At 34.6% G+C, this 25058-nt stretch carries 24 protein-coding genes and 1 tRNA gene; 18 read left to right on the top strand and 7 right to left on the bottom strand.

Translation table 11 applies throughout. The annotated features are described in order from the left end of the window. Positions 1-7 precede the first annotated feature (7 nt). Positions 8-847, bottom strand: coding sequence for a peptide chain release factor N(5)-glutamine methyltransferase (gene prmC, locus IPJ80_13850; protein MBK7914570.1), 840 nt, complete (start codon positions 845-847; stop codon positions 8-10). A gap of 24 nt (positions 848-871) precedes the next feature. Between prmC and IPJ80_13855 the strand changes: the two genes are divergently transcribed. Both IPJ80_13855 and IPJ80_13860 read left to right on the top strand, forming a co-directional pair. Further along, positions 872-3424 carry a hypothetical protein gene (locus tag IPJ80_13855; protein ID MBK7914571.1) on the top strand — a complete coding sequence of 851 codons (2553 nt, stop codon included), beginning with the start codon at positions 872-874 and terminating at the stop codon, positions 3422-3424. Between the two features lie 3 nt (positions 3425-3427). Beyond that, positions 3428-3922: a cytidine deaminase gene (locus IPJ80_13860; GenBank protein MBK7914572.1), complete on the top strand. Its 495-nt coding sequence runs from the start codon at positions 3428-3430 to the stop codon at positions 3920-3922. Here the strand turns inward: IPJ80_13860 and kdsB are convergent. Then, positions 3919-4668 (bottom strand): 3-deoxy-manno-octulosonate cytidylyltransferase, encoded by a 750-nt coding sequence (gene kdsB, locus IPJ80_13865; GenBank protein ID MBK7914573.1) that lies wholly within the window; start codon positions 4666-4668, stop codon positions 3919-3921. The genes IPJ80_13860 and kdsB overlap by 4 nt on opposite strands. Before the next feature lie 67 nt (positions 4669-4735). Here kdsB and IPJ80_13870 point away from each other — a divergent pair, with 67 nt between their 5' ends. Together IPJ80_13870 and IPJ80_13875 are read left to right on the top strand one after the other, a co-directional pair. Continuing rightward, positions 4736-5536: a LysM peptidoglycan-binding domain-containing protein gene (locus tag IPJ80_13870; GenBank protein MBK7914574.1), complete on the top strand. Its 801-nt coding sequence runs from the start codon at positions 4736-4738 to the stop codon at positions 5534-5536. A gap of 32 nt (positions 5537-5568) precedes the next feature. Next, positions 5569-6927, top strand: coding sequence for a pyridoxal-phosphate dependent enzyme (locus IPJ80_13875; protein MBK7914575.1), 1359 nt, complete (start codon positions 5569-5571; stop codon positions 6925-6927). Here IPJ80_13875 and IPJ80_13880 read toward each other — a convergent pair. Beyond that, positions 6911-7642: a C40 family peptidase gene (locus IPJ80_13880; GenBank protein MBK7914576.1), complete on the bottom strand. Its 732-nt coding sequence runs from the start codon at positions 7640-7642 to the stop codon at positions 6911-6913. The genes IPJ80_13875 and IPJ80_13880 overlap by 17 nt on opposite strands. A gap of 61 nt (positions 7643-7703) precedes the next feature. Between IPJ80_13880 and IPJ80_13885 the strand changes: the two genes are divergently transcribed. Beyond that, the gene (locus IPJ80_13885) at positions 7704-8756 is read left to right on the top strand and encodes a PorP/SprF family type IX secretion system membrane protein (GenBank protein MBK7914577.1); all 1053 of its coding nucleotides are present in this window, start codon (positions 7704-7706) and stop codon (positions 8754-8756) included. Positions 8757-8849: 93 nt separating this feature from the next. Here IPJ80_13885 and ribB read toward each other — a convergent pair whose 3' ends face one another. From ribB to IPJ80_13900, 3 genes are all read right to left on the bottom strand, one after another. Beyond that, the gene (gene ribB / locus IPJ80_13890; protein MBK7914578.1) at positions 8850-9950 is read right to left on the bottom strand and encodes a 3,4-dihydroxy-2-butanone-4-phosphate synthase; all 1101 of its coding nucleotides are present in this window, start codon (positions 9948-9950) and stop codon (positions 8850-8852) included. After that, positions 9947-11038, bottom strand: coding sequence for a glycosyltransferase (locus tag IPJ80_13895; GenBank protein MBK7914579.1), 1092 nt, complete (start codon positions 11036-11038; stop codon positions 9947-9949). Before IPJ80_13895 ends, ribB begins: the two co-directional genes overlap by 4 nt. A 134-nt stretch (positions 11039-11172) precedes the next feature. Further along, a complete protein-coding gene (locus IPJ80_13900) occupies positions 11173-12393 on the bottom strand; it encodes a glycosyltransferase (GenBank protein ID MBK7914580.1) in 1221 nt (406 codons plus the stop codon). A 180-nt stretch (positions 12394-12573) separates the two neighbouring features. On the opposite strand from IPJ80_13900, the gene IPJ80_13905 reads away from it, so the two are divergent. From IPJ80_13905 to IPJ80_13915, 3 genes are all read left to right on the top strand, one after another. Next, positions 12574-13227 carry an ABC transporter ATP-binding protein gene (locus IPJ80_13905; GenBank protein MBK7914581.1) on the top strand — a complete coding sequence of 218 codons (654 nt, stop codon included), beginning with the start codon at positions 12574-12576 and terminating at the stop codon, positions 13225-13227. An 83-nt stretch (positions 13228-13310) separates the two neighbouring features. Further along, a complete protein-coding gene (locus IPJ80_13910; protein ID MBK7914582.1) occupies positions 13311-13946 on the top strand; it encodes an SCO family protein in 636 nt (211 codons plus the stop codon). Beyond that, a complete protein-coding gene (locus IPJ80_13915) occupies positions 13933-14349 on the top strand; it encodes a cytochrome c (GenBank protein ID MBK7914583.1) in 417 nt (138 codons plus the stop codon). Before IPJ80_13910 ends, IPJ80_13915 begins: the two co-directional genes overlap by 14 nt. A 16-nt stretch (positions 14350-14365) precedes the next feature. On the opposite strand, the gene IPJ80_13920 is transcribed toward IPJ80_13915, so the two are convergent. Next, the gene (locus IPJ80_13920; protein ID MBK7914584.1) at positions 14366-16600 is read right to left on the bottom strand and encodes a carboxypeptidase-like regulatory domain-containing protein; all 2235 of its coding nucleotides are present in this window, start codon (positions 16598-16600) and stop codon (positions 14366-14368) included. 135 nt (positions 16601-16735) lie between these two features. Between IPJ80_13920 and IPJ80_13925 the strand changes: the two genes are divergently transcribed. The 10 genes from IPJ80_13925 (at position 16736) to IPJ80_13970 (ending at position 25003) form a co-directional block, all read left to right on the top strand. Then, positions 16736-17833: a hypothetical protein gene (locus IPJ80_13925; GenBank protein MBK7914585.1), complete on the top strand. Its 1098-nt coding sequence runs from the start codon at positions 16736-16738 to the stop codon at positions 17831-17833. Then, the gene (locus IPJ80_13930; GenBank protein MBK7914586.1) at positions 17817-19286 is read left to right on the top strand and encodes a magnesium chelatase; all 1470 of its coding nucleotides are present in this window, start codon (positions 17817-17819) and stop codon (positions 19284-19286) included. The genes IPJ80_13925 and IPJ80_13930 overlap by 17 nt, the downstream gene beginning before the upstream one ends. Positions 19287-19423: 137 nt before the next feature. After that, entirely contained in the window at positions 19424-20983 is a 1560-nt protein-coding gene (locus IPJ80_13935) for a S26 family signal peptidase (protein MBK7914587.1), read from the top strand. Further along, entirely contained in the window at positions 20984-21871 is an 888-nt protein-coding gene (locus IPJ80_13940) for a hypothetical protein (GenBank protein ID MBK7914588.1), read from the top strand. After that, complete coding sequence (locus tag IPJ80_13945) at positions 21868-22653, top strand: ABC transporter substrate-binding protein (protein ID MBK7914589.1); 786 nt, start codon at positions 21868-21870, stop codon at positions 22651-22653. Before IPJ80_13940 ends, IPJ80_13945 begins: the two co-directional genes overlap by 4 nt. Beyond that, positions 22653-24242, top strand: coding sequence for a S8 family peptidase (locus tag IPJ80_13950; protein ID MBK7914590.1), 1590 nt, complete (start codon positions 22653-22655; stop codon positions 24240-24242). The genes IPJ80_13945 and IPJ80_13950 overlap by 1 nt, the downstream gene beginning before the upstream one ends. Before the next feature lie 51 nt (positions 24243-24293). Then, a tRNA-Arg gene (locus IPJ80_13955) sits at positions 24294-24367 on the top strand. A 29-nt stretch (positions 24368-24396) separates the two neighbouring features. Beyond that, positions 24397-24633: a 50S ribosomal protein L28 gene (gene rpmB / locus IPJ80_13960; GenBank protein MBK7914591.1), complete on the top strand. Its 237-nt coding sequence runs from the start codon at positions 24397-24399 to the stop codon at positions 24631-24633. 2 nt (positions 24634-24635) lie between these two features. Continuing rightward, positions 24636-24824 (top strand): 50S ribosomal protein L33, encoded by a 189-nt coding sequence (gene rpmG, locus IPJ80_13965; GenBank protein MBK7914592.1) that lies wholly within the window; start codon positions 24636-24638, stop codon positions 24822-24824. Positions 24825-24826: 2 nt separating this feature from the next. After that, entirely contained in the window at positions 24827-25003 is a 177-nt protein-coding gene (locus IPJ80_13970) for a DUF4295 domain-containing protein (protein MBK7914593.1), read from the top strand. Positions 25004-25058: the final 55 nt, after the last annotated feature.

Here is a 25058-nt window from a genome sequence, read left to right on the forward strand (position 1 = left end):
TTAAAAATCACATCTTTCTGATTCGCATCATTCTGTTTAATGATTCCAAATCTTTCCTGATTTCAATATCTTTAAATGATGCGTTTAAAAATATTTGCTCTATAGCTTCCCATTGCAATGCATTCAATTCCAGATAGGTCCAGCTTGGTACCATTGTGCTCTTTTGCACAAATTGAGCGATCCTTTTATAAAATATTAGCGGATCCTCTCCATTAGGAAAAAGGGCTATATGGGGTTCATGCAATAAAACATGCGAATCCATCTGGTCAACTTCATGTTTTGAAATGTAAGGTGGATTTGAAACAATTAAATTACAAAATCCAGGCACCTTGTCTTCATCATCAAAAAAATCAGCATGAATAAATGAAAGCTTTAAATTTAATTTTTCAGCATTAGCACTTGCGATTTCAATTGCCTTCTCTGATATATCTAAGGCAAATAAATTCCATTCAGGTCTAAACTTTTTTAAAGCTAATGCAATGCATCCTGATCCCGTTCCAATATCAAGTACATTAAAAAGTGCTGCATGAGGATGATCATCAAGTATCCATTGAACAAGACCTTCTGTTTCGGGTCTTGGGATAAGCACATCCGGGGTAACCAGTAAATCCAAACCCATAAAGTCTGCACTAGATAAAACATACTGTATCGGAACCTTTTCAAGCAGCCTGGCAATCAAATTTTTGAATGCAGGAGCTTCCAGGAAATGTTCTAAACTCGTGTAATTACCCCTTGATTTATTTTGTATATCATACCATACATAATTGGCTATATTATTGATTTCATTCGCATTATATATATTATTTAATGCGACATATAGCACTTGGCATAATTTTTGTTTATCCAATTATATATTATTAAAATCTTTAATATGAAATCAAAAGCTCCTCTTCAACTTCGCACATGGAATCCCTTCACGCAACCTGGTGCACTTTTAAATTTCTTGATTATTCGTGTAATATTAATAAGTTTTAGCGTAGCTCCCCTATCAATCCATTCACAAAATACTAAGGATCCTTTTAATATTGAACAATTAGCGGAAATTCAAAAACCCCAGCAAGTAACGCTAATTTCTGAACAGGAATTGCCAATTGGACAATTGCAAAAAGGCCAACATGTATTCAATTTAAAAACCAATTCGATTAGCAAGTTAAGAAACAACTACCACGAGTTAATTTCATCAGAAATTCCTGATGGAAACGGCAAAACACACAAATTTTTATATACTGAATATGACTTTTTTTCTCCAGACTTTGAAATAAATCTTCTAAAAGAGAATCAAATTATAAAGTTAAACAATGTAGACCGGGGATTGCATCTTAAAGGCATCCAAAAAAGTAATTCAAATTCAATTTCCAGCTTAAGTATATTCGAAAACGAACTTTATGGAAGTGCTTATAATTCAGATGGATTGAAAATTAACATAACACCCACCTCTTCATCTGAATACCCAGCTGCGCAATGTTTAATCACAGATGAAAACTTAGTTGATTTTAGCAATTTAAAATTTGAATGCAATACAGACGACTTCAGACATTATATAGGAAGTGAGTTTTCTGTTAGTACCCGTATGAATGACAATTGCAAATCCGTACTCATTTCTATCGATGTAGATTATGCACTCTATTTAAAATTTAAAGGGAATGTACAAAGCATTTCAAATTATGTAACAGGTCTGTTTAATAATGTGCATACACTTTATAAAAAAGAAGCCATTTCTATTGTCCTTAGCCAAATAAATATTCATGCAACCGACGATCGATTTACTCACAGAACAGCCAGCGAAGATTTAGAATTTTTTAGAACAAGATATCCTAATACAAAAAAGACCATTAAACTATTGCTTTCTGGATATGAAAAAAATAAAATTGCAAGTTTAGGGGGTATTTCTTACATTAATACGCTATGCACACCTTCCTATTCATATGCATTTGTAAATGTAAATGGAACATATGAAAATTACAGCATATACAGCTGGGATGTATTTGCTACGACACATGAACTCGGACATATTATGGGTTCAAGACATACACATGCTTGTGTTTGGGGGCCAAAAAACAACGTAGCATTAGACAATTGTGCGAAAGTAGAAGGAAGCTGTGGCAATCCTGGGATTCCAAAAAAAGGAACCATTATGAGTTATTGCTTCCAAACCGGGATGCCAGGAATTGATTTTTTATTAGGGTTTGGAACAGAACCTGGAAATTTAATCAGATCTAAAATAGCCAGTTCCAAATGCTTAATTTCATACACCCCTGTTGCAAAAACAATCTCTAATCCCAACAGTAAAATAGAAGCCAATGTTGAATGTTTCGATGGTGTTTATACGCATTATTATTTTGACAACAATACAATTGATCCAACAGATGATGTATTAATACTATCCATAAATAAAAAATCAAATGACATTGGCAATCTTACAGATGGCAGTCTTAAAATTGCTTTAAACACTACCAAAGATTATTCTGAGTACAAATTAACACCAATAACTGCCTTATATGTCAATCCCTTGACAAGTTGGAATGTTTTAAATAAATTTTGGACAATTGAATCAAATAAAACTCCTAAAACTTCTATTTCCCTTGTTTATTATTTTGGAGCAAATGACATCAATGCATTTACTACCAGTAAACTTGCAAATGGAATAAATGATTTAAACATGTATATGCTGTCAAACAGCACCAATCCATCTCCTTCCAGTAATCATGCAGGAGCGACAAAGGATGCCGCTGTATTGATTGGATCCGCTTCTAAGATGTCCGGAGGGTTCACTTATTCAAAAATGGATTCGACGTTGTATTCGGTTGAAGTCAATAGCAGTTTCCTCGGAAGCAGTGGAATTGGTGTAAGCGTTAACCTAACAGATGCTGTAAAATTTACCCAATTAAGTGCTGCCTATAGTGGCGGTTATCATACGACTTCTTTTACAGCATCTGGCGAAAATAATATTGTCCGATATGTAATCGAAAGAAGTGCAGATCAAATTCATTTTGATTCAATTGGCATGCTTACATATAAAAAGCCATCAAGCACAAATAATGTCTATAAGCATTCCAGACTTGGATCCGAAGAAAAAGAGTTTATCTACCGAATTCGTGCAGTAACAAAAACAAATCAATGGACGTATTCAGCACAATTTTCACAAAATAATCCATACGATGGAACCAGCGGTTTATCTGCCTACCCAAATCCGGTAAAAACCGGAACACTATATATTGATTATACAAACAAGGCTGTAGCCCAGACTGCGACCATAACAATCAATGACATCTATGGTCGCGTTCTTAAAAATTACAAAACAGATATATTAAGTGGAAAAAACACCCTCAATATTTCAACTTTAGAACTACCTGAAGGCTTAAATTATCTTAATTTAAGTACCAAGACAGAAAATTTAAAAATCAGTTTTAGTGTTCGAAAATAACTAATGGAAATTCGCAGCATTGAATTTAACTATGCTTTTGTATCTAAGGGATCACTGCTTGATACACCCCAGAAGGAACTATTAAATGCAGCATTACAAGCTACGTCTAATGCCTACGCACCATACAGTCAATTTTATGTTGGATCAGCTATCCTTCTAGAAAATAATCAAATCATTTCAGGTGTAAATCAAGAAAACGCATCCTATCCTTGTGGGATATGCGCCGAAAGAGCTGTATTATATCATTATGGGAATTTGCAACTAAAATTAAAAATTACTAAAATGGCTGTTACTGTTGCAAATAAAAACTTGAAAAATCTATACCCAATTGCTCCTTGCGGACTTTGCAGACAAGTAATGTGCGAGTTTGAGCAAAACAACGGATCCCCAATCGAATTAATACTTGGACATCCAGAACATGAAAGCATCATCATTCCTGAAATTAACAAGCTCCTTCCATTTGTTTTCAATTCAGACTATTTATTCAAGACTGTCTAAAGTCTATTTTCCTTGGCATAATTTACAGCATCCAAATAATCTTGTTCGGTATCAATACCAATAATATGTTTATCTACCATGCCCACTTGAATCTGAAATCCATGCTGCAACCATCTTAATTGTTCTAATTTCTCAAACCCTTCCAGAGCCGTTGGCTTAGATTTTGCCAACTTTAACAATACTTCATGCTTGAACGCATATATCCCAATGTGTTTCAGCCATTCAAAATTTGTTGATTCAGTATTCTTTTCTCTTAAATAAGGAATGCTGGCTCTACTAAAGTAAAGTGCTTGATCTGTCAAACTGGTTACTATTTTAACAACATTGGGATTATCAATCCCTTCAGAATTCTGCATTCGAACTGCTAAGGTGGCGATATCAGTCTGATTTGTTCGGATGGAATCGCACAAAATCTCAATATGCTTTGGATTGATAAAGGGTTCATCCCCTTGTAAGTTAATAATAAATTTTACATCCGAAAGGGATTCTGCAAGTTCAGCAATACGATCTGTTCCACTTTCATGTTTGAGTTTGCTCAAAAAACATTCCGCTCCAAATTCAATGGCATGATCAAATATCAATTTGCTATCTGTAGCAATTAATACCTTATCCAAAACCGGGCATTGCAAAGCACGTTCATAAACCCTTTGCAAAATCGATTTCCCTTCCAATTTCAATAATAATTTCCCAGGCAACCGGGTTGAATCAAATCGAGCCGGAATTATAGCTACCATTTCAAGAGCCATAAAATAAAATTAAAATAAACATATTAAATAATTTAATAATATATTTGTAGTTAGCACTTAAAACATTATGTTAAATAAAACCCTTATATTCAATCTGTTATGTCTTCTGACTATAAATCTTAATGGCCAATTTGACCCTGACCTAGAAAGTTTTAGTCAAATCCTAATAGAAGAAAACCCAGAACAAACTCTGTATTTTAATCACAAGGTTACTAAAAAGGAATCTCTTTATAGAATTTCACGAATCTATAATATTTCGACCAATACACTATATAGCTTTAACCAGTTTAAACCTGATGATCTATTGAAGGAAAACAGTCTGTTAAAAATTCCATTTGATCCAACTCAACTTACAGTGGATAAAAAAGCCAATTCGTTGGCATTATTTTACAAAGTCCAGACTAAAGAAAACTTATATGGTTTAAGTAAACGGAAATTAAAAATTGATAAAAAGATTCTTAAGAAGTTAAATCCACAAATAGAAACTTCATTTCAGGAAGGCATGCAAATTTTAGTAGGTTATTTGCCATTGGAAACCATGCACGAAAACGAATCTGAACCCGCTGACATAAATGCGATTATAGCTAAACCAAGTGAGCAAGTTTTTACAAAAGAATCACGAGGCGTTGCAATAAGCGAATCGGTTGTCCTTGGAGATGGGCGATTATTTGCTTTACACAATGAAGCCAGGATTGAATCTATGATAGAAATTATTAATCCAATCCAAAACAGAAAAGTGCTTGCGAAAGTAATTGGTAGAATTCCACCTATTTACGAAAAAGATGTTAAAGTTTTGGTATCAGCTGAAGTAAGCAGACAATTAGCTGTGATAGGAAAAAGATTTTTTGTCAACATTCGATACCGCTGAGAGAATCCTTTAGCTTTGCAGAAATTTTAGTTATGCACTATTTTAATAATATTCTTGAAACCATCGGAAACACCCCATTAATAAAACTTAACAAAGTCGTTGATGATATCCAGGCCCTTGTTTTGGCTAAAGTAGAAACCTTTAATCCAGGGCATTCTATCAAAGACCGCATGGCAGTTAAAATGGTTGAAGATGCAGAAAATTCCGGGAAAATAAAACCAGGCGGCACGATCATTGAATGCACTAGTGGTAACACTGGCATGGGACTGGCTCTAACGGCTTGTGTAAAAGGCTACAAATGCATTTTTACCACCTCAGACAAGCAATCCAAAGAAAAAATTGATTTATTGAAGGCATTGGGTGCGGAAGTTATCGTTTGCCCTACCAATGTGGAACCTTCAGATCCAAGGTCGTATTATTCCGTTGCCGAAAAGCTAAGCAAAGAAATTCCTAATTCGTTTTGGTGTAATCAATACGATAATCTATCAAACACTCAGGCTCATTATGAAAGTACTGGTCCAGAAATATGGGAACAAACCGATGGTAAAATCACTCATTTGGTTGTTGGAGTTGGAACGGGTGGAACTATTTCAGGTACTGCCAAATATTTGAAAGAAAAGAATCCGGCTATAAAAATTTGGGGTATTGATACGTATGGATCCGTATTTAAAAAATATAAAGAAACTGGAGTTTTTGATGAAAAAGAAATTTATCCATATATAACAGAAGGAATCGGTGAGGACATTCTGCCCAAAAATGTAAATTTTGAATTAATTGATTTATTTGAAAAAGTAAGCGATAAAGATGGTGCCATTTTAGCCAGACGGTTGGCCAGGGAAGAAGGCATATTGCTTGGATATTCGGCAGGATCTGCAATGGCAGGGCTTTTGCAACTTAAAAATAAACTCAAGAAAGATGATGTAGTTGTTATTATCTTTCATGATCATGGAAGTCGTTACATCGGAAAAATTTACAATGATGAGTGGATGCGCCAAAGAGGATTTCTCCAAACAGAATTGTTAGTTTCAGATTTGATAAAGCAAAAAACTGATAAAAGTTTTTACAGTGTATCCGCAAATGAAAGTATTCGCAATGTCCTTTTAATGATGAAAACACACGACATTTCACAGCTTCCGTTAATGGAAAACGACCAAATCATTGGCACAATCTCAGAAAGTACTGTATTGAATTTTATTATAGAAAACCCTTTAAATAATCCAGAAAAACAAGCCCGGACAATCATGTCTGACCCCATGCCCAAGGTTTCCTTACAGACTCCTTTGAGTACTTTAAACAAATATTTTTCTGAAAAAATTCCCGGAGTAATTACTCAAGACCAGCTCGGTAATTTTCATGTAGTGACAAAATATGATATCATCCGGGCTCTATAATTTTTTTAGCAAAGGCGAATTTATGTGTATATTTTTTTAGTGTTTCGTTGTATATACCTTTTTCGTCATATCGATCTACTCTAACAAAACCAGAAGCATGAATTGCTCTCTCTTTATTCATTACAATCGCAACATGTATAATTCGACCTTGGCTGTTTTCGTAAAATAAAAGATCGCCCTCCTCTTGCTGGCCAAAAAACAAATCCAAACCTTGTTGACATTGCAAATCCGCATCTCGGGGTAAATTAATCCCCATGAATCTATAAACTAATTGACTTAATCCAGAACAATCTATACCAAAACCGGTTCTCCCTCCCCACAAATAAGGGGAACCATCCAATTGTTCAGCAATACAATCAATGGCATCTGCAATTTGTAAAACTTCAGCATATTGACCAGAGGAAATTTTATACCTACTGTCATCGACAAGCGAACCAATTGGAATTTTAATCTGATGATTCAGTGACCCTTGTACGGTAGCTAAAAAACTAGTAATAATTTTAGATTTAATCAATACCTCGGATTCTACAAAAATATCCATGCGATTTTCTATCCAACCTTTATACCCATCTGAATTCGACAAAATAAAAATCCATTCTTCCTGTTGCTGGATTACAGAAAAACATTCCCCAAATAACAACTGACTAATTAATTCAGACTTATGAGAAGGCTCCTTTCGTATATTGACCAACGGAATGGTTATTTTTCTTAACATTTTGGATCTGTAATGGTACTATAATTAATATTATCTTGCAACTTGATTTAATTTTAAGCAAATGCTAAAATATTCATTTTTTCTGTTTTTCTGTCTATGTGCAGAGTTAATAACCTGTCAGGAAGTAAATTTTTCTCAATTCAACACAATTGCACCCTATTACAATCCGGCTTTTACCTCTGCGTTTACTGGAAATTACCGGGTAAGTGCACTTCACAGAAATCAATGGATCGGCTTTAGTGACCAGCCTATTTCCAGCTTTTGTATCTTGGGAGATATTAAATTTGATTTTGGCATTCAAAATTTTAAATCAGATTATTTTGGAGCTACAGTTTATTTTATAACAGACCGCGCGCAACAATTTGATTGGAACAACAATGAAGTTTCAATTTTACTTGCTTATCATAAACTGCTTGACAAATCGAATTCACAATATATTTCACTAGGCATCGGAGTAGGAATTACACAACGTTCTATTAACTATGACAATTTATATTTTGAAGATCAATTTGATGGTCTAAATAAATACAATGGCAGTACTTCCGAACTTTTACCACCAAATATTTTTTCCAAACCCAGTATAAAAATTGGATTACAACATCAAGTTCGTTTAAAATCAAAATTAAAACTACAATCTGGACTTGCCATTCATCACATTTTTAGACCAGATGTTTCCTTCTATAAAGATTTTGATAATATCGATTATACAGGTAGCAATTCCTTAAAGTCAGATATTAAAATTACAGGAATTGTAAATGCAAATTATAAAGTAAATACTTTCACAGATTTAATTCCCAAACTATTTATCAGCACACAAGGTCCTCATTTTTTAACAAACTTAGGCATGAGTATACGCAGGTCGTTTTACAATTTAAATCAAACGGCCATTCATGCCGGCATGAATACAAGACTTATTAAAAATCTTGGGGGCTTTAGTCCATCTGACTTAGGATTTTTAGTAGGCTTTGAAATTAAAAGCTTTATCATTGGCATGCATTATGATTTTGGAATCCGTGATGTGGCAAAATATGCCTCACCTACACACAGCATTGAAGTGAGCCTAAGCCTAATTGGCAATTATGACAACGAGGGATTTATCTGTCCAACATTTTAAAGCACATACCTTGTAGGATAACATTGCTTCAAGAATTAAACCTGAAGCAATTGAAATTACGATCCTTATTCTTGGGCTTTCATTTGAAAAATCCTAAAAAGATTTATAACCAGTAATTTCCAGACCGTAAGCTTGTAGGGCGACTGTTTTTCGGGGTGTATTTGAGATAATTTGCATCTTCCGAACACCTAAATCATTAAGAATTTGGGCTCCAATTCCAATTTCACGTTGTTGTTGTTCATTTCTGTGTAGATCCTGTGTGTTGGCAGGATCCAATTTAATAAATGGTTGCCAGAATTGGTCTTTGCTGGTTAAAAGCAGGATTACACCAAACTCTGCCTGTGAAATTGCTTTGAAACTTCTTGATAAACTGGAGTTTTCAGTATCCACAAACAAATCCATGAGTTCTGAAAAAACATCGGCATGTTGAACCCTGACTAAAGCTGTTTTTCCAGGATCACTCTGCCCTTTAACCAAAGCCACATGAACGTCTCCGGAATTAGTTTGTCTGTATTGGATAAGCTTCATCGTTTGACCATGAATGATTCGTTCCATAACTTTTTCAACACTTACTAATCGTTCGCTACGCAATCGATATTCTACCAAATCATTGATGGAAATAATTTTAAGCTGTAATTTCTCAGCCTTCACAATTAAATCCGGTAAACGAGCCATTGAACCATCTTCATTTAAGATCTCCACCAAAGCACCTGCAGGGGTCATCCCGGCTAATTTTGCCAAATCAACCACTGCTTCCGTATGTCCTGTACGCTGCAATACCCCACCCGATTTTGCCCGTAAAGGAAAAATATGACCTGGCCTTGCAAAATCTGTATCAATAAACTTCACATCAGCCAACGCTTTTATCGTCAGTGCCCTATCAAATGCAGAAATTCCAGTAGAACATCCGTAGCCTATCAAATCAACAGAAACAGTAAATGCGGTTTCATGAAGTGAGGTATTATTTCGCACCATCAAGGGTAAGTTCAAAGAATCAGCTCGCTTTTCATCCAACGGGGCACAAATCAATCCACGCCCTTCAGTTGCCATAAAATTTACAATTTCTGGAGTTATGGTTTCTGCAGCACAAATAAAGTCACCTTCATTCTCCCTGTCCTCATTATCAACTACGATGATTATTTTTCCATTTTTAAAGTCCTGGATAGCCTCTTCAATTGTATTAAACTTAATCATGTTATGTTACTTCTTTTTGGTGGTTGCCAGGTAACCAATTGTTTACCTGAAACATAGATAATAAACCCATTTAAAAGTGCAAGGTTCATATAAAAAAAATACCTGATTGCCCTTAGCGGTCTTAAATTAATCCCAAAATACTGCAATACAAAGTCTAAAACTGGAATCCCAAAAATGAGTGCTACTAATGACAGGTTGATGAGGCCGAACTGCTTGGAGCCAAGCAGCCATAATCCCAAGGATGAGAATAACATATTCAGAAAAAGAAAAGGCCCAATCCAGCGAAGAAACTTATGGGAAAAAAATGCATAAGCAAGGCGAAAAGGTTTCTTATAAAGTCTGTCCTTAAAAATGGCCAGATTTTGAAAATTGCCAATTGAAATCCGCGATTTCCTTTTAAATTCCTCATGCATTTGGTTTGGAATGCCTTCAATGCAACTCGCATTTGGGTTTAACAAACAAATTCCATTTTGAATCATTGCTTTCATTGTAATGTAAAAATCATCCACAATTAAATGATTCGGAATTTTTTGCAGGTAACTTGATCTTATAGCAAAACACCCTCCAAATGCACCCATCATGCAACCAAGAACTTTCCCTTCCAGGAATTTTAATTTAGTTTCCAATGACATGTATTGACCTTCCGCCTTAGAAATACCATCACTCCTTAAATTTTTTTGGATAATACGTGAATCAACTACCGCAACGGCAGGGTTAATAAATTCTGATACCAAAATAGCAATGGTTTCTGCATTTAGAATGACGTTGGCATCTGTAAACAAAATTATATGATTATCTGATTGCGGAGTAATCTTATAAGCTTCTTCTATTAAGTCATTTATCACATTTGTTTTGCCGCGACGTGAATTAAAAGAGAAAAAATAAATACTATTATATTTAATTTTAAGCGCCTCAATGATTTCATTTGACCCATCATCTGATGCATCAGAACCTATGAATAGTTTAATTTTATGCATTGGATATTCGGAATTTAACACCGAATGAATTTTCTTTTCAATAATATCCGCTTCATTATAAACAGAAGTTATACAAGAAACAACCGGAAGATCTTTTGTTGCTGTTGCCAAATCAGATTTTTTAGGGCGTATAAATAGATTCGCTGCAACTAAACTAATTGGGTAAAAAATATAACTATGCAGTATTAAAATACAGGATATTGCAAATAAAAGTTCAAGAAAAAAAGACATTTTATAGATAATTCCTATAGTAGGCTGTGCGAATGTAATGCCTTTTTGTAAGCATGGATCAATTTTCCTGCTAATTTAGAATTTTCAAAATTTTCAATCACAAAATTCCGAGCATTTTCACCAATTTGCCTCAGGGTATCGTATCGACTCCTACATTGACTGATGCTTTCAACAAAATCCTCCACACTATTCGCAATAAAAACCTGGTCTTTATGTTTTGCACTAATGCCTTCCAGGCCTATCGAACTTGATATCACGATTCTGCCTAAAGACATAGCTTCCAGAATTTTTACCCGAATACCAGAACCTGCAAAAACGGGTACAATCAAAATTGGGTATCGGTTTAGAAATTCAGTTGAATCACGAACTTCCCCATGAAAAAAAATGTTTTTTTGATTTATATCTGAAATATCTTTTGGAGCATTCCGTCCCGCAATATGCAATTGTAAATCAGGGAATTTATTCATTAAGACTGGCCAAACTTCTTGAACAAACCATCGAACAGCTTCAATATTTGGCATCCAATCTAATGATCCAATAAAGGAGAGCATCATGGGTCTATTAAAAGCACTGTAATCAATTTGATTGTCTAATACTTCAAATCCAACCGGTGAAGCTAAGCATCCATTTTTATAACCCAATGATTTAAACTGTACTAAATCTCTGTCTGTAATGGCAACCAAAAAATCATAATCATTTAAAGATTTGATTTCAAAATTTCTTAATTTCTTACTTAAATAATTTAAATAAAGCTTTTTTGGAAGTGAAGGTACTTGCATGGCAATACGCTGCCAGATCTCATGTTCAATATTATGGGCACGCAAGACTACCATTGCTTTTGAATACTTCTTAATAATGCTAAGAAATGGCGCTAAATATAAGGTCTCCAGTTGAATGATATCATACGTCTTCTCTTGTAATAATTGCTCTAATTTTAAAGAAAATTCAGCAGAAACAAATCGGGTAATATGATAGGATTCTTCAGAAAAAATATTTTTAAATGCTTCTGACCACCTAATTTTATTATCTACGTTAACGGTTTCTATCCGATGGTAATAAGCCAATTCTTTAGGCAATCCATTTGTGAGATCTACCCGATGCTTTGAAGTATTCATTGCTAACAGACTCATTTCACAACCGCTATTGTGCAAGGCTTTACTCATTTGCAAAATAGCAATGGACTCACCATCTTTGGGTGGAAAAGGAAATTTCTTGCTTAATTGTAGAATTCTCATCCCCGATTTGAAATGATTATTTAACCTATGAAATTAGTATCTGCAAAATTAAATTCTTTATTCAACATTAATTCAAATTCCAATATTAAACTGATTAGTAATACTTTTTATTTCGTAAAACCATGAATTACATTTGCATATACAAAATTATTTTTAAATACAATTCAACTATATTCATAAATGATTGAATGCAAGGGCATTAAGAAATTTTACCAACAACTTGAAGTATTAAAAGGGATTGACCTATCGGTAAAAACGGGTGAGTTTATCAGTATAATTGGCGCTTCAGGAGCTGGAAAAAGTACATTACTTCATATAATTGGCAGTTTAGATCAAGCAGATGAAGGCACGATACAAATTGATGGCACATCGCTGAATTCTTTAAAACTTAAGGCACTTGCACAATTTAGAAACAAACACATTGGCTTTATTTTTCAGTTTCATCATCTCCTACCTGAATTTTCAGCTCTTGAAAATGTATGTTTACCAGGCTTAATAGCCGGTAGAAACGACCATGAGCTAAAAATTCAAGCAACTGAGCTACTTTATAAATTAGCTATGGAAAACCGCCTGGACCATAAACCAGGTCAATTATCTGGCGGTGAACAGCAACGAGTTGCTTTGGCACGTGCATTAATCAATAATCCAAAAATTCTGTTGGCAGATGAACCTACGGGTAATTTGGATGAACAAAATGCAAAACAAGTTCTTAATATGATTATGAATTTAAAATCAGAAAATAACATGACTGTAATCCTTGTAACCCATGACACACAAATTGCTTTAAATGCTGATCGCACCTTAACGATGCGGGATGGAAGGGTTGTGAATTAGGAATTAAGAATTAAGAATTAAGAATTACGAATTAGGAATTAGGAATTAGGAATTAATACTACTTAATATAAAATACGATCTGTATGAACACTCAATTTTATAAGTTTTTAAATCAATTCTTGTGGATTTTTGCTATGACACTTTCCTTCTTGTTCAGCTCATGCAAAAACGATAAACTTCCTATACTAGGCCTACGAACTTTCGAGAACAATGATACAATCTATGCAAAGACTCCTGATTTTGCTTTTGAGAATCAATTTGGAAAACTTATAACAAAAGATTCATTAAAAGGAAAATTACATATTGCTAATTTCTTCTTCACTTCATGTCCAACAATTTGCCCTAAAACGATTCGAAGCATGATGCGCATTGCCGATCATTTTAAAGGAAACAAGCAACTTGTTTTTATTAATTTTAGTATAGATTTCAGAAAAGACACTGTACAAAGACTTAAAAGCTACTACGATAAGTTAAATCATCCTTTAGATCAATTTCATTTATTACACATCCCCAACAAAGAAAAAATTAAAGAAATTTCGGAAAAATACATGAGTATTGCAACAGAAGATCCTGACGCACCGGGTGGCTTTGATCATAGTGGCTGGATCCTCCTCTCTGATTCAGAATTTCACTTAAGATCATATTGTTTAGGTACTGATGACAAAGACGTTGATCGTTTTATAAATGACATACAAACTCTTTTGGATGAATCTAAATAAACTTTTTTTTAGTGCAATACTTCTCTTAATTTTTGGATGCAATTATTCTACTGAAACTTATAAAGAAGGAAAATTACTATATAAAACACAATGCGCCGGTTGTCATGGGGATCAATTTGAAGGACTTGGCAATTTATATCCTTCGCTTAAAGACACAGCCTATATTCAAACTCAACGGACTCATTTAGCCTGCTGGATTCATCAGGGCATTGGAACTCCTGGAGGACAGTTTAACTTGAGGCATTCAGATTTGGCTATGCCCCCAATTCCAAAGTTAAGTGCAGTTGAACTAGTAAATATCTTAAATTACTTGAATTCTCAAATCTGGAAAATGGACGCTTTTACAATTCAAGAAATTGAAACTCAACTAAAAACTTGTCCCGAAATAAGAAAAATTCAATAGTTTTTTAAACTATTATTTAAAAATGAAATGCCGCCACCAACGATGGCAACACTGGCAATTGATTGACACGCCTGTTTTCAATAACGTTAAAATAAAAAATATTTTTTCTATCATAAGCATTGGTAACCGCGGCTGTGATTTCCCAATAAATATTTTTGCTTATAATTATTTTCCGCTTTAAAGAAAAGTCCAACCTATGATAATACGGAAGTCTGCCTGAATTGATTTTATCTGAGTAAATCACACCAATTGGGGCATTCTCAATTCCAAATACAGTTTCAAGCCCTTTTGGAATTTTATTATCCTCAATAAATCCCTGGATTTTGGTAAATGCAAAGCCTGAACCTAAATTCCATCTTAATCCTGCTTGCCAAACATTTTTACGACCAAATTGGTAATCCAAAACCAAATTTGCATTGTGCCTTCTGTCAAATAATGCTGGAAATTCTTGCTTGCCATCATTTCTATTGACGTAGCCCAATGAGTATCCCAACCAAACACTCCAATTTACCCAATTTGATTTCACAAGTATGTCTAAACCATATGCATCCCCGGTTTCAATAGCATAACTGGATTCTTCAACTGTCCTTTTATTCCGATTTAACTGGTAAAGTTTATCAAAATTTTTATAGTATGTTTCTACATTGATATCTGTATTCTCATTCAAATCCAATTCAAATCCGAAAACTGCATGGCTTGCTTTGATAAGATCAGGACTTGTGATAAATCCAACAAATAAATTCACAATATCACGTTCACTAACAGAACTCATTAAGTTTTGAGTATAAATTCCTCCTGCAGCCTTTATTCTAAAATCGTTTCCAACATTATATTTTAAACCAAGCCGTGGTTCGACAGAAGTCTTTTTTAACGAAGCGTAATATTGGAATCGTAAACTAGGATCAATCACCCATTTTCTAAATGCCTTCCGATATTTAAAATAACCTGCCAATTCCGTATTGTAGTCTTTTTGACTTACCGGGATTTTCAGAAAATTAGTAAAATTAAAATCTGTACTAAATGCATCAAATTCAATTCCATATTTAAATTCTGAATTCTTTGCAAAATATGTGAAATCAATATTAGATTGAACCCCTTTGATTTCACTTGATCTTGGCTCAGAGTTGATTTCATTTAATTTAATAAAATACTTTGAATATGCTACGTTTCCTCCCACAATCACACTGGAGTTCGCTGGAATCAATTTAAAATTGGTTCCGCCTCCTGATGCATTCCAATCCAAATCAGCCAATCCAGCATATTCAACCTGATCGTTAAAATTAAATCCAAAAAAGTTTAGAAAATTTCCATTGCTTCCGATAGTAGATATCTTTCCATAAAAATCTGTAAACTTAAAAGGCAAACTGTTGGTCGAAGTATCAAAGGCATATTTGTAGAGTGTTTTAGAGGTTTGGTCAATAAAGGACGATTTAGCAGTTAACAAAAAAGAAGTGCTGCCACTTTTTCCCTCCTGAAATTTTGAAATAGGCCCTTCAATTAAAGCTTTTGCTAAAAATGGACTTGCAGAAGCTATGCCTGACAATCGGGTCTTGTTACCTTCTCTGGTTTTCATATCTACAATAGCCGATACCCTTCCTCCATATTCTGCTGGAAATCCACCGGTCAAAACATCTACAGAGCGGATCACTTCGGTTTCAAAAACAGAAAAAATGCCTATGGAATGAAATGGGTTATAGACCGTCATTCCATCTATTAATATTCTGTTTTGAACCGGAGAACCTCCTCGTATATAAATTTGCCCTCCCTGATCTCCTGTACTGATTACACCCGGAATAATTTGTAAATATTGAGCTATGTCTGCTTCTCCACCCGTTGAAGGCAATGCTTTAATTTCTTTTGGAGTAACCGTTAAGGTAGAAATTTTTACTTCAGTTCGCGCTTGTTGCTTTTTGCCAGATACACTGACCTCCCCTAATAAAGTACTTGATTCACTCATCACCAATTGCTTATTGATAATTTGGTTACCTCTAACTGATATGGTAACTTTAACCGTATCAAATCCAATATAACTAGCAACCAAGGTGTAATCTCCCTTTGGAACTGAAGAAATATTAAAAAACCCGACATTATCCGTAATTGCTCCGAAGGAGGTCCCTTCCAAATAAACAGAGGTGAAAGCTAAAGGCTCTCCGGTTAATTTGTTGTACACATTTCCCCGAATATCCGACTTCTGAGAAAAGGATATTGAACTACAAAATAGAATACATAGTGATAGCAAACAAAACCTCATTAAATCTCAATTTAGTCTGCAAAAGTACAATTTCAATTTCTTTAATTAATGAATTTAACGAAAGCGGGTAAACGATCTTCTGTTTCTGCTTGTTAGAGTTCCATGACATTTAATAAAATACCCAAATTTCAAGGTATTCAGTTTTTTTATGACCCAAGCTATTTGTCAAATAAAAGCTTGTATGATAGGCTTTTAGAGATTTTTAGAGCACTTTTTATTGCTAGTTCCGGACAGGTGGACGAGCTTTTTGAGTGGATGAATGAACTTGATAAACGTTTCAATATTTTTGAACCAACCTACGGTTTGCCTGATTTTATTGAAGAATTAAAGCGAAATGGGTATTTGAAAGAAGGAATGGATCCAGAAATTCAATACAGCCCAACCAAGAAACTGGAACTAGATTTAAGAAAAAATGCTTTCGAATCTATATTTGGCAAACTCCGGAAAGGGCTTCCAGGAAAACACAAATTAAAAAAATCGGGTACAGGAGAAGAAGCATCCGATTCTTTAAAACCATTTGAGTATGGAGATCTGTTTCAAAACTTACAAGCATTTGAATCAGTTAAAAATGCTTTTATAAATCATGGTTCAAAATCATTTAGAATTGAAGAATCGGATTTGATTTCCAAAGAATCCATCCATGAGTCACAATGCAGCACAGTCTTAATGATCGATATTTCGCATTCCATGATTTTATATGGAGAAGATCGAATCAGTCCGGCTAAAAAAGTAGCCCTTGCTTTGGCAGAAATGATTCACCGATATTATCCAAAAGATAAATTAGATTTTGTTGTCTTTGGCGATGAAGCCTGGCAAATCGAATTGAAAGATATTCCTTATCTTGAAGTTGGCCCGTATCATACAAACACAGTAGCCGGATTAAATCTGGCATTGGAACTGCTTAACAAAAGAAAATCATCAAACAAACATATTATGATGATTACTGATGGAAAACCGAGTTGCATTAAACGTGGAAAAGAACTGTACAAAAATTCTTTTGGATTGGATCGATTTATAGTTTCCAGAACCTTAGCAGTTGCACGAAAATGTAGAAAACAAAAAATTGATTTAACAACCTTTATGGTTGCATCAGATCCCTATCTGATTGAGTTTGTCGAGCAATTTTCTAAAGAAGCCAATGGCAAAGCAATGTATACCAACCTGGATGGATTGGGAGACCATATTTTAATAAATTATGAAAACAATAAACGAAAAAATGGCAGTAAAAGATAAAGCGAGCACCCTTAAAGAATTAAAAGCAAGTAAATATATCTATCGAAGCATTCGGGAAGAACTTCGTCAAAATTTAATATCAAAAATTCGTACTAAAACAAGTTTGTTTAACGGCATTTACGGATATGACCAGACTGTTATTCCGGATGTTGAACGCGCTGTTTTAAGTGGGCACAATATTTTGTTTCTTGGATTACGGGGCCAAGCTAAAACCAAGATGGCCCGTCAACTAATTCAATTGCTAGATGAATATATCCCCATTATTAAAGGAAGTGAAATCAATGACAATCCGATTAACCCTATTAGTAAATACGGAAAGGAAATGATTGCAATTCATGGAGAAAATTGTCCAATAGATTGGATTCACAGAACCCAACGATATGTTGAAAAATTGGCAACCCCCGATGTTAGCATTTCTGACCTGATTGGTGACATAGACCCAATAAAAGCTGCTCAGAAAAACATTGCTTATGATGATGAATATGCAATTCACTTTGGCTTAATTCCCCGATCGCACCAATCCATCTTTGTGATTAACGAATTGCCGGATTTACAAGCAAGAATTCAGGTCGCCCTGTTCAATATATTAGAAGAAAGTGACTTGCAAATTCGAGGCTTTAAATTTAAACTTCCACTGGATGTGTTTTTTATATTTACTGCTAATCCTGAAGATTACACCCAGCGAGGAACTATAATTACCCCATTGAAAGACCGGATAGAAAGCCAAATCCTTACGCACTATCCAGAAGATATTGAAACTGCATTGCAGATAAGCCAGCAAGAAGCTCACATTCCTGAAAATATAAAAAAGAGTATTTATATCCCTTCGTTAATGTTGCGAATTTTGGAACAAATTGCATTCACAGCCAGGGATAGTGAAATGGTAGATGAAAAAAGCGGTGTTTCCGCCCGCCTTAGTATTTCTGCATTGGAATTACTTTATAGCACGATTGAAAGAAGGATGCTGATGAATAATGAACTCAAGGGCACTGCTCGCATTGCAGATTTACTTGCAATAGTTCCAGCCATAACAGGCAAAATGGAATTAGTCTATGAGGGCGAACAAATTGGAGCATATGAAGTGGCCCTTGCCATGATCAATGATTCAATTCTTGAACAATGTCAGCCACTATTTCCTAAAATCATTAACACAGGAAAACAGAAGACCGTTAATCCCTACCAATCAATTTGTGATTGGTTTACAAAGGGAAATACAGTGAGTTTAGGCACAAATGATTCTGAATTAAAATTTAAAGAAAGCCTGTCCCAGGTACCTGATTTGCAGGATTTCTTTAAAGGCAAGGATAAAAATGACATTTTATTGCTTAAAGAATGCATGCTTCACATTATTGCTGCTTCCAATATTATCCAAAAAGAGTGGCAAGATCAACGGATTGTTTACAAGGATCAATTGGCCAGTATGCTGAATGATCTGGATTTAAGTACCAACTAAGCTGGACGATTAAATCTGCCCTTATTTCTATAGCTTGGGATGTCTGGTCGTATAATGCTTTCAATCCCTGTTATTTCAGTTATCTTTGTGAACGAATTTAAACTATTTAGAAATCCATTTAATATTTTCAAGTGAGTATACTTATTTTCTTATTGATAAGCTATGTTTTATTGTGCTTTACCCTGAGTATTCTATTTAAAAAAGTTTCCGTTGATGCAACAAAAGCCTGGATACCGGGCGTCAATTTTGCAGAATGGTGTAAACTCATTGGCCGATCTCCAAACCATGCCTGGTGGTTACTTTTTCCAATTGTCAATTTTTTCATTTTTGCAGCTATGTGTGTTGACATGGTAAAATCCTTTGGAAAAATGAGCTTCTGGGATTCGGCTTTAGCTGTTATTTATGCACCATTGGCTTTTTGGTTAATTGGCTCAAATAAGTCAATAAATTTTATCGAACCAGCTTTTGCAAAAGAAAAAGAATTTTTAGATGAAATGCACGAAGCCCAAAAAAGGAAAGATTGGGCAAGGGTACAAAGAATAAGAAATACCAATAAATATGCTCGAGGAGCAATTCGGGAATGGGCTGAATCTATAATTTTTGCAGTGTTTGCAGCTGCATTTATTCGCATGTTTTTTATTGAAGCCTACGTAATACCAACTCCTTCTATGGAAGGGACACTTAAAGTTGGTGACTTTCTATTTGTAAGCAAGGTACATTATGGCATACGGACACCTATGACCGTAGCGATGATTCCCTTGTTGCACAATCGAATTCCCAAATTAGATGTGGAATCTTATTTTACCAAACCTTCCCTTCCCTATTTTAGATTGCCTGCAATAACAGCTGTAAAAAGAAATGACCCTTTTGTATTTAACTGGCCAGTTGGAGACAGCGTTTATGTTACACCAAACAGAAGCTGGACGGATTTTCAAGTTAAAACTCAAGTAGATGCCGCTAGAGAATGCAAAGGATTGCCTTTAATTGTAAGGCCTCTCGATAAAAAAGATCACTATATCAAACGATGTGTAGCAATTCCAGGCGATAGCTTACAAATTATCGACCGGCAATTATACATAAATGGTAAAATGGCAGATAATCCTGAACATATGCAATATATGTATCAAGTCAGTTCGACATCCAGTAATCTAAGCATTAAAAAGCTAGAAAGCTGGGGTGTAAATACCAAGGATCCTTATTTTAAATATGGCTTCTTGTTTTTAGATGAAGATCAATTAACTAAAATCAAAGCAATTGGTCCTGACGTAACGGTTACCCCATACGAGAATCCTGATAAACGTTGTTTCCCTTATGACGAAATTCACTTTCCAAATTGGAGTTTTAATAATTATGGTCCCATTTGGATACCTAAAAAAGATGTTACCATTCCAATTAGTCTTGAAAATATTGCAATGTATCATCGCATTATAAATGTTTATGAACACAACAATTTAGAGGTTCGGGATCAAAAAATTTATATCAATGGACAACCATCCGATACCTATACATTCAAACAAGATTATTATTGGGCAATGGGAGATAACCGACATAATTCAGAAGATTCCAGGGCCTGGGGATTTGTCCCGTTTGACCACATTGTGGGAAAACCCTTATTTATTTGGTTTAGTTTAAAAAATGGAAATTTTTCTGATGGAATCAACTGGAATAGAATTTTTACATCCACAAATAAAATGTAAATGTATTTTAAGTACAACTTGATTCTTGGTATTTTGACCTTTGGAAATTCTCTGTTTTCCCAATTGCCTGTTTCATCGATGTATTTATTGGAAATTAAAAATCCAATGGATTCCAATTGGGTTATAACCAAAATAAATTATTTAAGTGCTTTAAATCCGGCTGGATATAATAATCAACCCTATTTTATTGATAACAATCATTTACTTGCCACTATTCGAAAGCCAAATAATTCCAATACCGAAATTTATAAATTTGATTTATTAAATAAAACAGCCAGGAATATTACCAACTCAGCTTCCAGTGAGTACTCTCCAAGAGTCTATCCTGAAAATTCAGAAGAAATTAGCTGCGTTAAGGTTCCTGAAAATGATTCCACAATTCAAAACCTTGTGATATTAAACGCAAGCAACGGAAAGCAAGTTAAATTTATAACTAACGATCATTCAAAAATTGGTTACTACAGGTATTTAAAAAACAAAACCTGGGTTTGTTATTTAGTACAAGAACCCCATGTCCTTAGTATTTATTCCGAACCAGATCGAACCCGAAAAGTATTTGCATCATCCATAGGTCGGTGTTTTGAAGTCGTCAATTTAAATGAAATATACTTTGTTCACAAAATAACTGAAGAACATTGGGTTTTAAAATCCTATAACATAGACACTGAAAAATCTAAAACAATTGCAAAAATGCCTCCAGGGGTCGAAGATTTTGTTATCAATAGCAACCAACAATTAATTTGTGCCAGCAAAAGCAGTATCCTTCGCTTAAGTGAATCCGGAACCTGGAGCATTCTAACTGATTTAAAAGCTCTTAATATCAATAACATTGGGAGGCTTGCACTATATGGAAATAGACTTGTCTTGGTTAACTTGAATGCTTCATGATATTTTATCAGGGAACTACTAACTTAAATTTATTTCCAAAACCTAAAAGCAACATTGTAAGTTTAGTCCCCTCTATTAGTTGGTACCTCTATGAACTCATTGATTCAAATTCAATTGTTGGAATTAGTAAATTTTGCGAAATCCCTGAAACTGTAAATTCAATTCCAATTCGAATTGGAGGAACAAAAAATCCACAACTTCAACGCATCAGACAAATCAAACCAGATCTTATCGTTGCAAACCGAGAAGAAAACACCAAAGACGCCATTGAGGATTTAGCCAAAGAGTTTGATGTATACCTAACCGATGTAAATGACCTACCTTCAATGTATCAAATGATGCGGGAACTAGGGATGCTTTGCGGACAATTTTCCGTTGCAGATAATTGGGTCTTTAAAATAACCGAAGCACATAAAAAATATATCATTGAAGTACAAAATGAAAAGCCCTTACGAATCGTTTATTTGATTTGGAAGGATCCCTACATGGCTGCTGGCAATAATACGTTTATCAATTCATTACTTCGTGATACTGGATTTATAAATTGTTTCGGCCACTTAGATCGATATCCAATCGTTAGTATTGAAATGATTCAGCAAGTAAATCCAGATTTCATTTTCCTTTCATCAGAGCCTTACCCTTTTAGTAACAAGCATTTTGATGAATTTAAAAAGGCATCCTGTGTTTTGGTTGATGGAAAAATGTTTTCCTGGTATGGCTCATTTCTATATAAAAGTTTTGACTATCTTAAAGCCTTGAAAGGAACATTAAATAGCATCTAATGAAAACATTGGTAATTACCCTTCTGTCTTTTTATTGGCTAAATGGTCAAAACTTAATAGTTCCTCACCAGTATACTGTTAGCTTTAAATCTAATCGCTCCCATCAAGGTTTTGGACAAAATTTAACCAGTAAATCACCATTAAAATCTGTTAATTATCTTAACGAATTTAATACAGTTGCAAGCCTTGAATTTAATGAATCAATGTCTCAGACTGAAGAATTAAATTGGCTAAATAAACAAGAAAATATTCAACAATTTCAGGCGGTTTATAAAATGTATTCCAGAGGATGTAATCCAAATGATTCAGCATATCTCGCTCAATACAATATGGAGAAAATGAAATTTGATGAAATTTGGTGCTATAAATCAAATGGAATTTCTGCTACCGGAGATACTTTGGTTGTAGCGGCAATTGATAATGGTTTTAGCTATTGGCTGAATGATATACTGCCCAATATATTTATCAATCATCTTGAAATACCCGACAATGGCCTGGATGATGATTTTAATGGTTATCGGGACGACTATTATGGCCTCAATGCCCAAATTTCATCTGAAGGAGACAATCACAGTCCGGATAATCATGGAACAGAAGTTATATCAGTAATTGGAGCCAAAGGCAATAATACATTAGGAATCACGGGGACCAATCAAAATATTAAGATCTTGCTTTGTTCTGCTGACAATTCAAATGAATTGGTTAAATGCTATCATTATTTTGTTAAAATGAAACGTGACTATTTAAATTCTGGTGGCAAAAAAGGGGCATTTATCGTCAGCAGCAATTTGTCAGCCGGTTTTAATGGGACATTTCCAATGGATCTCCCAATAGTATGTCAGGCATACGACAGCCTTGGAAATGTCGGTATTTTAAATTCCGTTGCAACAGTTAATAGTAACGACGATATTGGAATTATCGGTGACATCCCCGGTTTATGTCCAAGTGACTATATGATTTGTGTTACCAATACCGACCGGTATGACAGAAAAGTACCGGAATCAGGTTACAATCAAACCCATGTGGACCTTGGAGCCTGCGGTGAAAGCATCCCAATGGTTGGAATTTCAGGTTTAATTACTGAAGAATCCGGAACCTCCTTTGCAAGCCCACATGTAGCTGGGCTCATTTCCTTACTTTATCAGTTTTGCTCAAAAATAAATATCCTAAACAAAACAGATCCTGCATTGGCAGCAAAGGCCATGAAAGAAATTGTGTTGTCCTGTGGGGACGAACTCAGCACTTTAAAAAACATTACAGTAACTGGTAAACGAATTAATGCCTTAACCGCATTGCAATACCTCAACAATTACTGCAGTGATTCGACCATAAAATTAGATAACTTATTGATTTTAAACAACTTAACAACAGGCAACATTCTAATCAAGTTTAATCCGAGTCAATTTGGTACCTATCACTTTCAACTTTACGATAATCTAGGTCGCATGCTGGATGGTTGGGATCTTAATTTTGTTCCTGATAATTATAACACATTTCAAACAGATATAAGCGCTTATGCTCCTGGCGTTTATCATCTTAGAGTCGATGGAAAGGGCCAAAAATGGGTAAAAAGCCTAATAAAAATTTAATATCTTTTATTTTCGTAAAAAATGCCTAATTTTGCCCTCTGTTTTTTGAAAGGCTCCGTAGCTCAATTGAATAGAGCACCTGACTACGGATCAGGAGGTTTAAGGTTTGAATCCTTACGGAGTCACAATTAGCAATTAAAAGAATAAAGGAAATATGTCTAAGGTATGTGATTTAACAGGTACAAAACCCATGTATGGGAATAATGTATCCCACTCCAACCGGAAGTCCCGCAGACGGTTTAACCCAAATCTTCAGAGCAAATCATTTTTTGTGCCTGAAACCAATGAATGGGTTCAATTAAAAGTTACTGCGAAAGCATTAAGGACCATCGATAAATTAGGTTTGTATGCTTACATGAAAAAACTGGCTAAAAAAGTTCAAAATAATTAATCATGGCAAAGAGAGCAAAAGGCAACAGACAGCAGATAATATTGGAATGCACCGAGCATAAAGCAAGTGGTATGCCAGGTACTTCCAGATATATCACTCAAAAAAACCGCAAAAACACACCGGATAGACTTGAATTAAAAAAGTTTAATCCTGTTTTAAAAAAATATACTGTTCACAAAGAAATTAAATAAGGATGGCTAAAGTATCTAAAAACGCGCGGGTTGCTCAGCGGGCAGCAAATGCAGGTTCCGGAAGAGATCATGTGAAAGTGATTAAATCCATTAAAGATCCAGTTACAGGTAAGTACACTTATAAAGAATTAATCGTTCACAAGGATAAAGTGAAGGATTTTTTCGAACAATCAAAATAATTAGTGCCTAATCTAAAATTATATAAAGAAGCTCTACACCAGGGCTTCTTTTTTA

Source organism: Saprospiraceae bacterium, from assembly GCA_016714025.1.
In the GTDB taxonomy this organism is placed as follows: Bacteria; Bacteroidota; Bacteroidia; order Chitinophagales; family Saprospiraceae; genus Vicinibacter.

What these genes read in the sequence shown, in the direction of transcription:
- IPJ80_13855 (MBK7914571.1), top strand. Translation starts at nt 872, where the DNA reads ATGAAATCAAAAGCTCCTCTTCAACTTCGCACATGGAATCCCTTCACG.
- IPJ80_13860 (MBK7914572.1), top strand. Translation starts at nt 3,428, where the DNA reads ATGGAAATTCGCAGCATTGAATTTAACTATGCTTTTGTATCTAAGGGA.
- kdsB (MBK7914573.1), bottom strand. Translation starts at nt 4,668, where the DNA reads ATGGCTCTTGAAATGGTAGCTATAATTCCGGCTCGATTTGATTCAACC.
- IPJ80_13870 (MBK7914574.1), top strand. Translation starts at nt 4,736, where the DNA reads ATGTTAAATAAAACCCTTATATTCAATCTGTTATGTCTTCTGACTATA.
- IPJ80_13875 (MBK7914575.1), top strand. Translation starts at nt 5,569, where the DNA reads ATGCACTATTTTAATAATATTCTTGAAACCATCGGAAACACCCCATTA.
- IPJ80_13880 (MBK7914576.1), bottom strand. Translation starts at nt 7,642, where the DNA reads ATGTTAAGAAAAATAACCATTCCGTTGGTCAATATACGAAAGGAGCCT.
- IPJ80_13885 (MBK7914577.1), top strand. Translation starts at nt 7,704, where the DNA reads ATGCTAAAATATTCATTTTTTCTGTTTTTCTGTCTATGTGCAGAGTTA.
- ribB (MBK7914578.1), bottom strand. Translation starts at nt 9,950, where the DNA reads ATGATTAAGTTTAATACAATTGAAGAGGCTATCCAGGACTTTAAAAAT.
- IPJ80_13900 (MBK7914580.1), bottom strand. Translation starts at nt 12,393, where the DNA reads ATGAGAATTCTACAATTAAGCAAGAAATTTCCTTTTCCACCCAAAGAT.
- IPJ80_13905 (MBK7914581.1), top strand. Translation starts at nt 12,574, where the DNA reads ATGATTGAATGCAAGGGCATTAAGAAATTTTACCAACAACTTGAAGTA.
- IPJ80_13910 (MBK7914582.1), top strand. Translation starts at nt 13,311, where the DNA reads ATGAACACTCAATTTTATAAGTTTTTAAATCAATTCTTGTGGATTTTT.
- IPJ80_13915 (MBK7914583.1), top strand. Translation starts at nt 13,933, where the DNA reads ATGAATCTAAATAAACTTTTTTTTAGTGCAATACTTCTCTTAATTTTT.
- IPJ80_13920 (MBK7914584.1), bottom strand. Translation starts at nt 16,600, where the DNA reads ATGAGGTTTTGTTTGCTATCACTATGTATTCTATTTTGTAGTTCAATA.
- IPJ80_13930 (MBK7914586.1), top strand. Translation starts at nt 17,817, where the DNA reads ATGGCAGTAAAAGATAAAGCGAGCACCCTTAAAGAATTAAAAGCAAGT.
- IPJ80_13940 (MBK7914588.1), top strand. Translation starts at nt 20,984, where the DNA reads ATGTATTTTAAGTACAACTTGATTCTTGGTATTTTGACCTTTGGAAAT.
- IPJ80_13945 (MBK7914589.1), top strand. Translation starts at nt 21,868, where the DNA reads ATGATATTTTATCAGGGAACTACTAACTTAAATTTATTTCCAAAACCT.
- IPJ80_13950 (MBK7914590.1), top strand. Translation starts at nt 22,653, where the DNA reads ATGAAAACATTGGTAATTACCCTTCTGTCTTTTTATTGGCTAAATGGT.
- rpmB (MBK7914591.1), top strand. Translation starts at nt 24,397, where the DNA reads ATGTCTAAGGTATGTGATTTAACAGGTACAAAACCCATGTATGGGAAT.
- rpmG (MBK7914592.1), top strand. Translation starts at nt 24,636, where the DNA reads ATGGCAAAGAGAGCAAAAGGCAACAGACAGCAGATAATATTGGAATGC.
- IPJ80_13970 (MBK7914593.1), top strand. Translation starts at nt 24,827, where the DNA reads ATGGCTAAAGTATCTAAAAACGCGCGGGTTGCTCAGCGGGCAGCAAAT.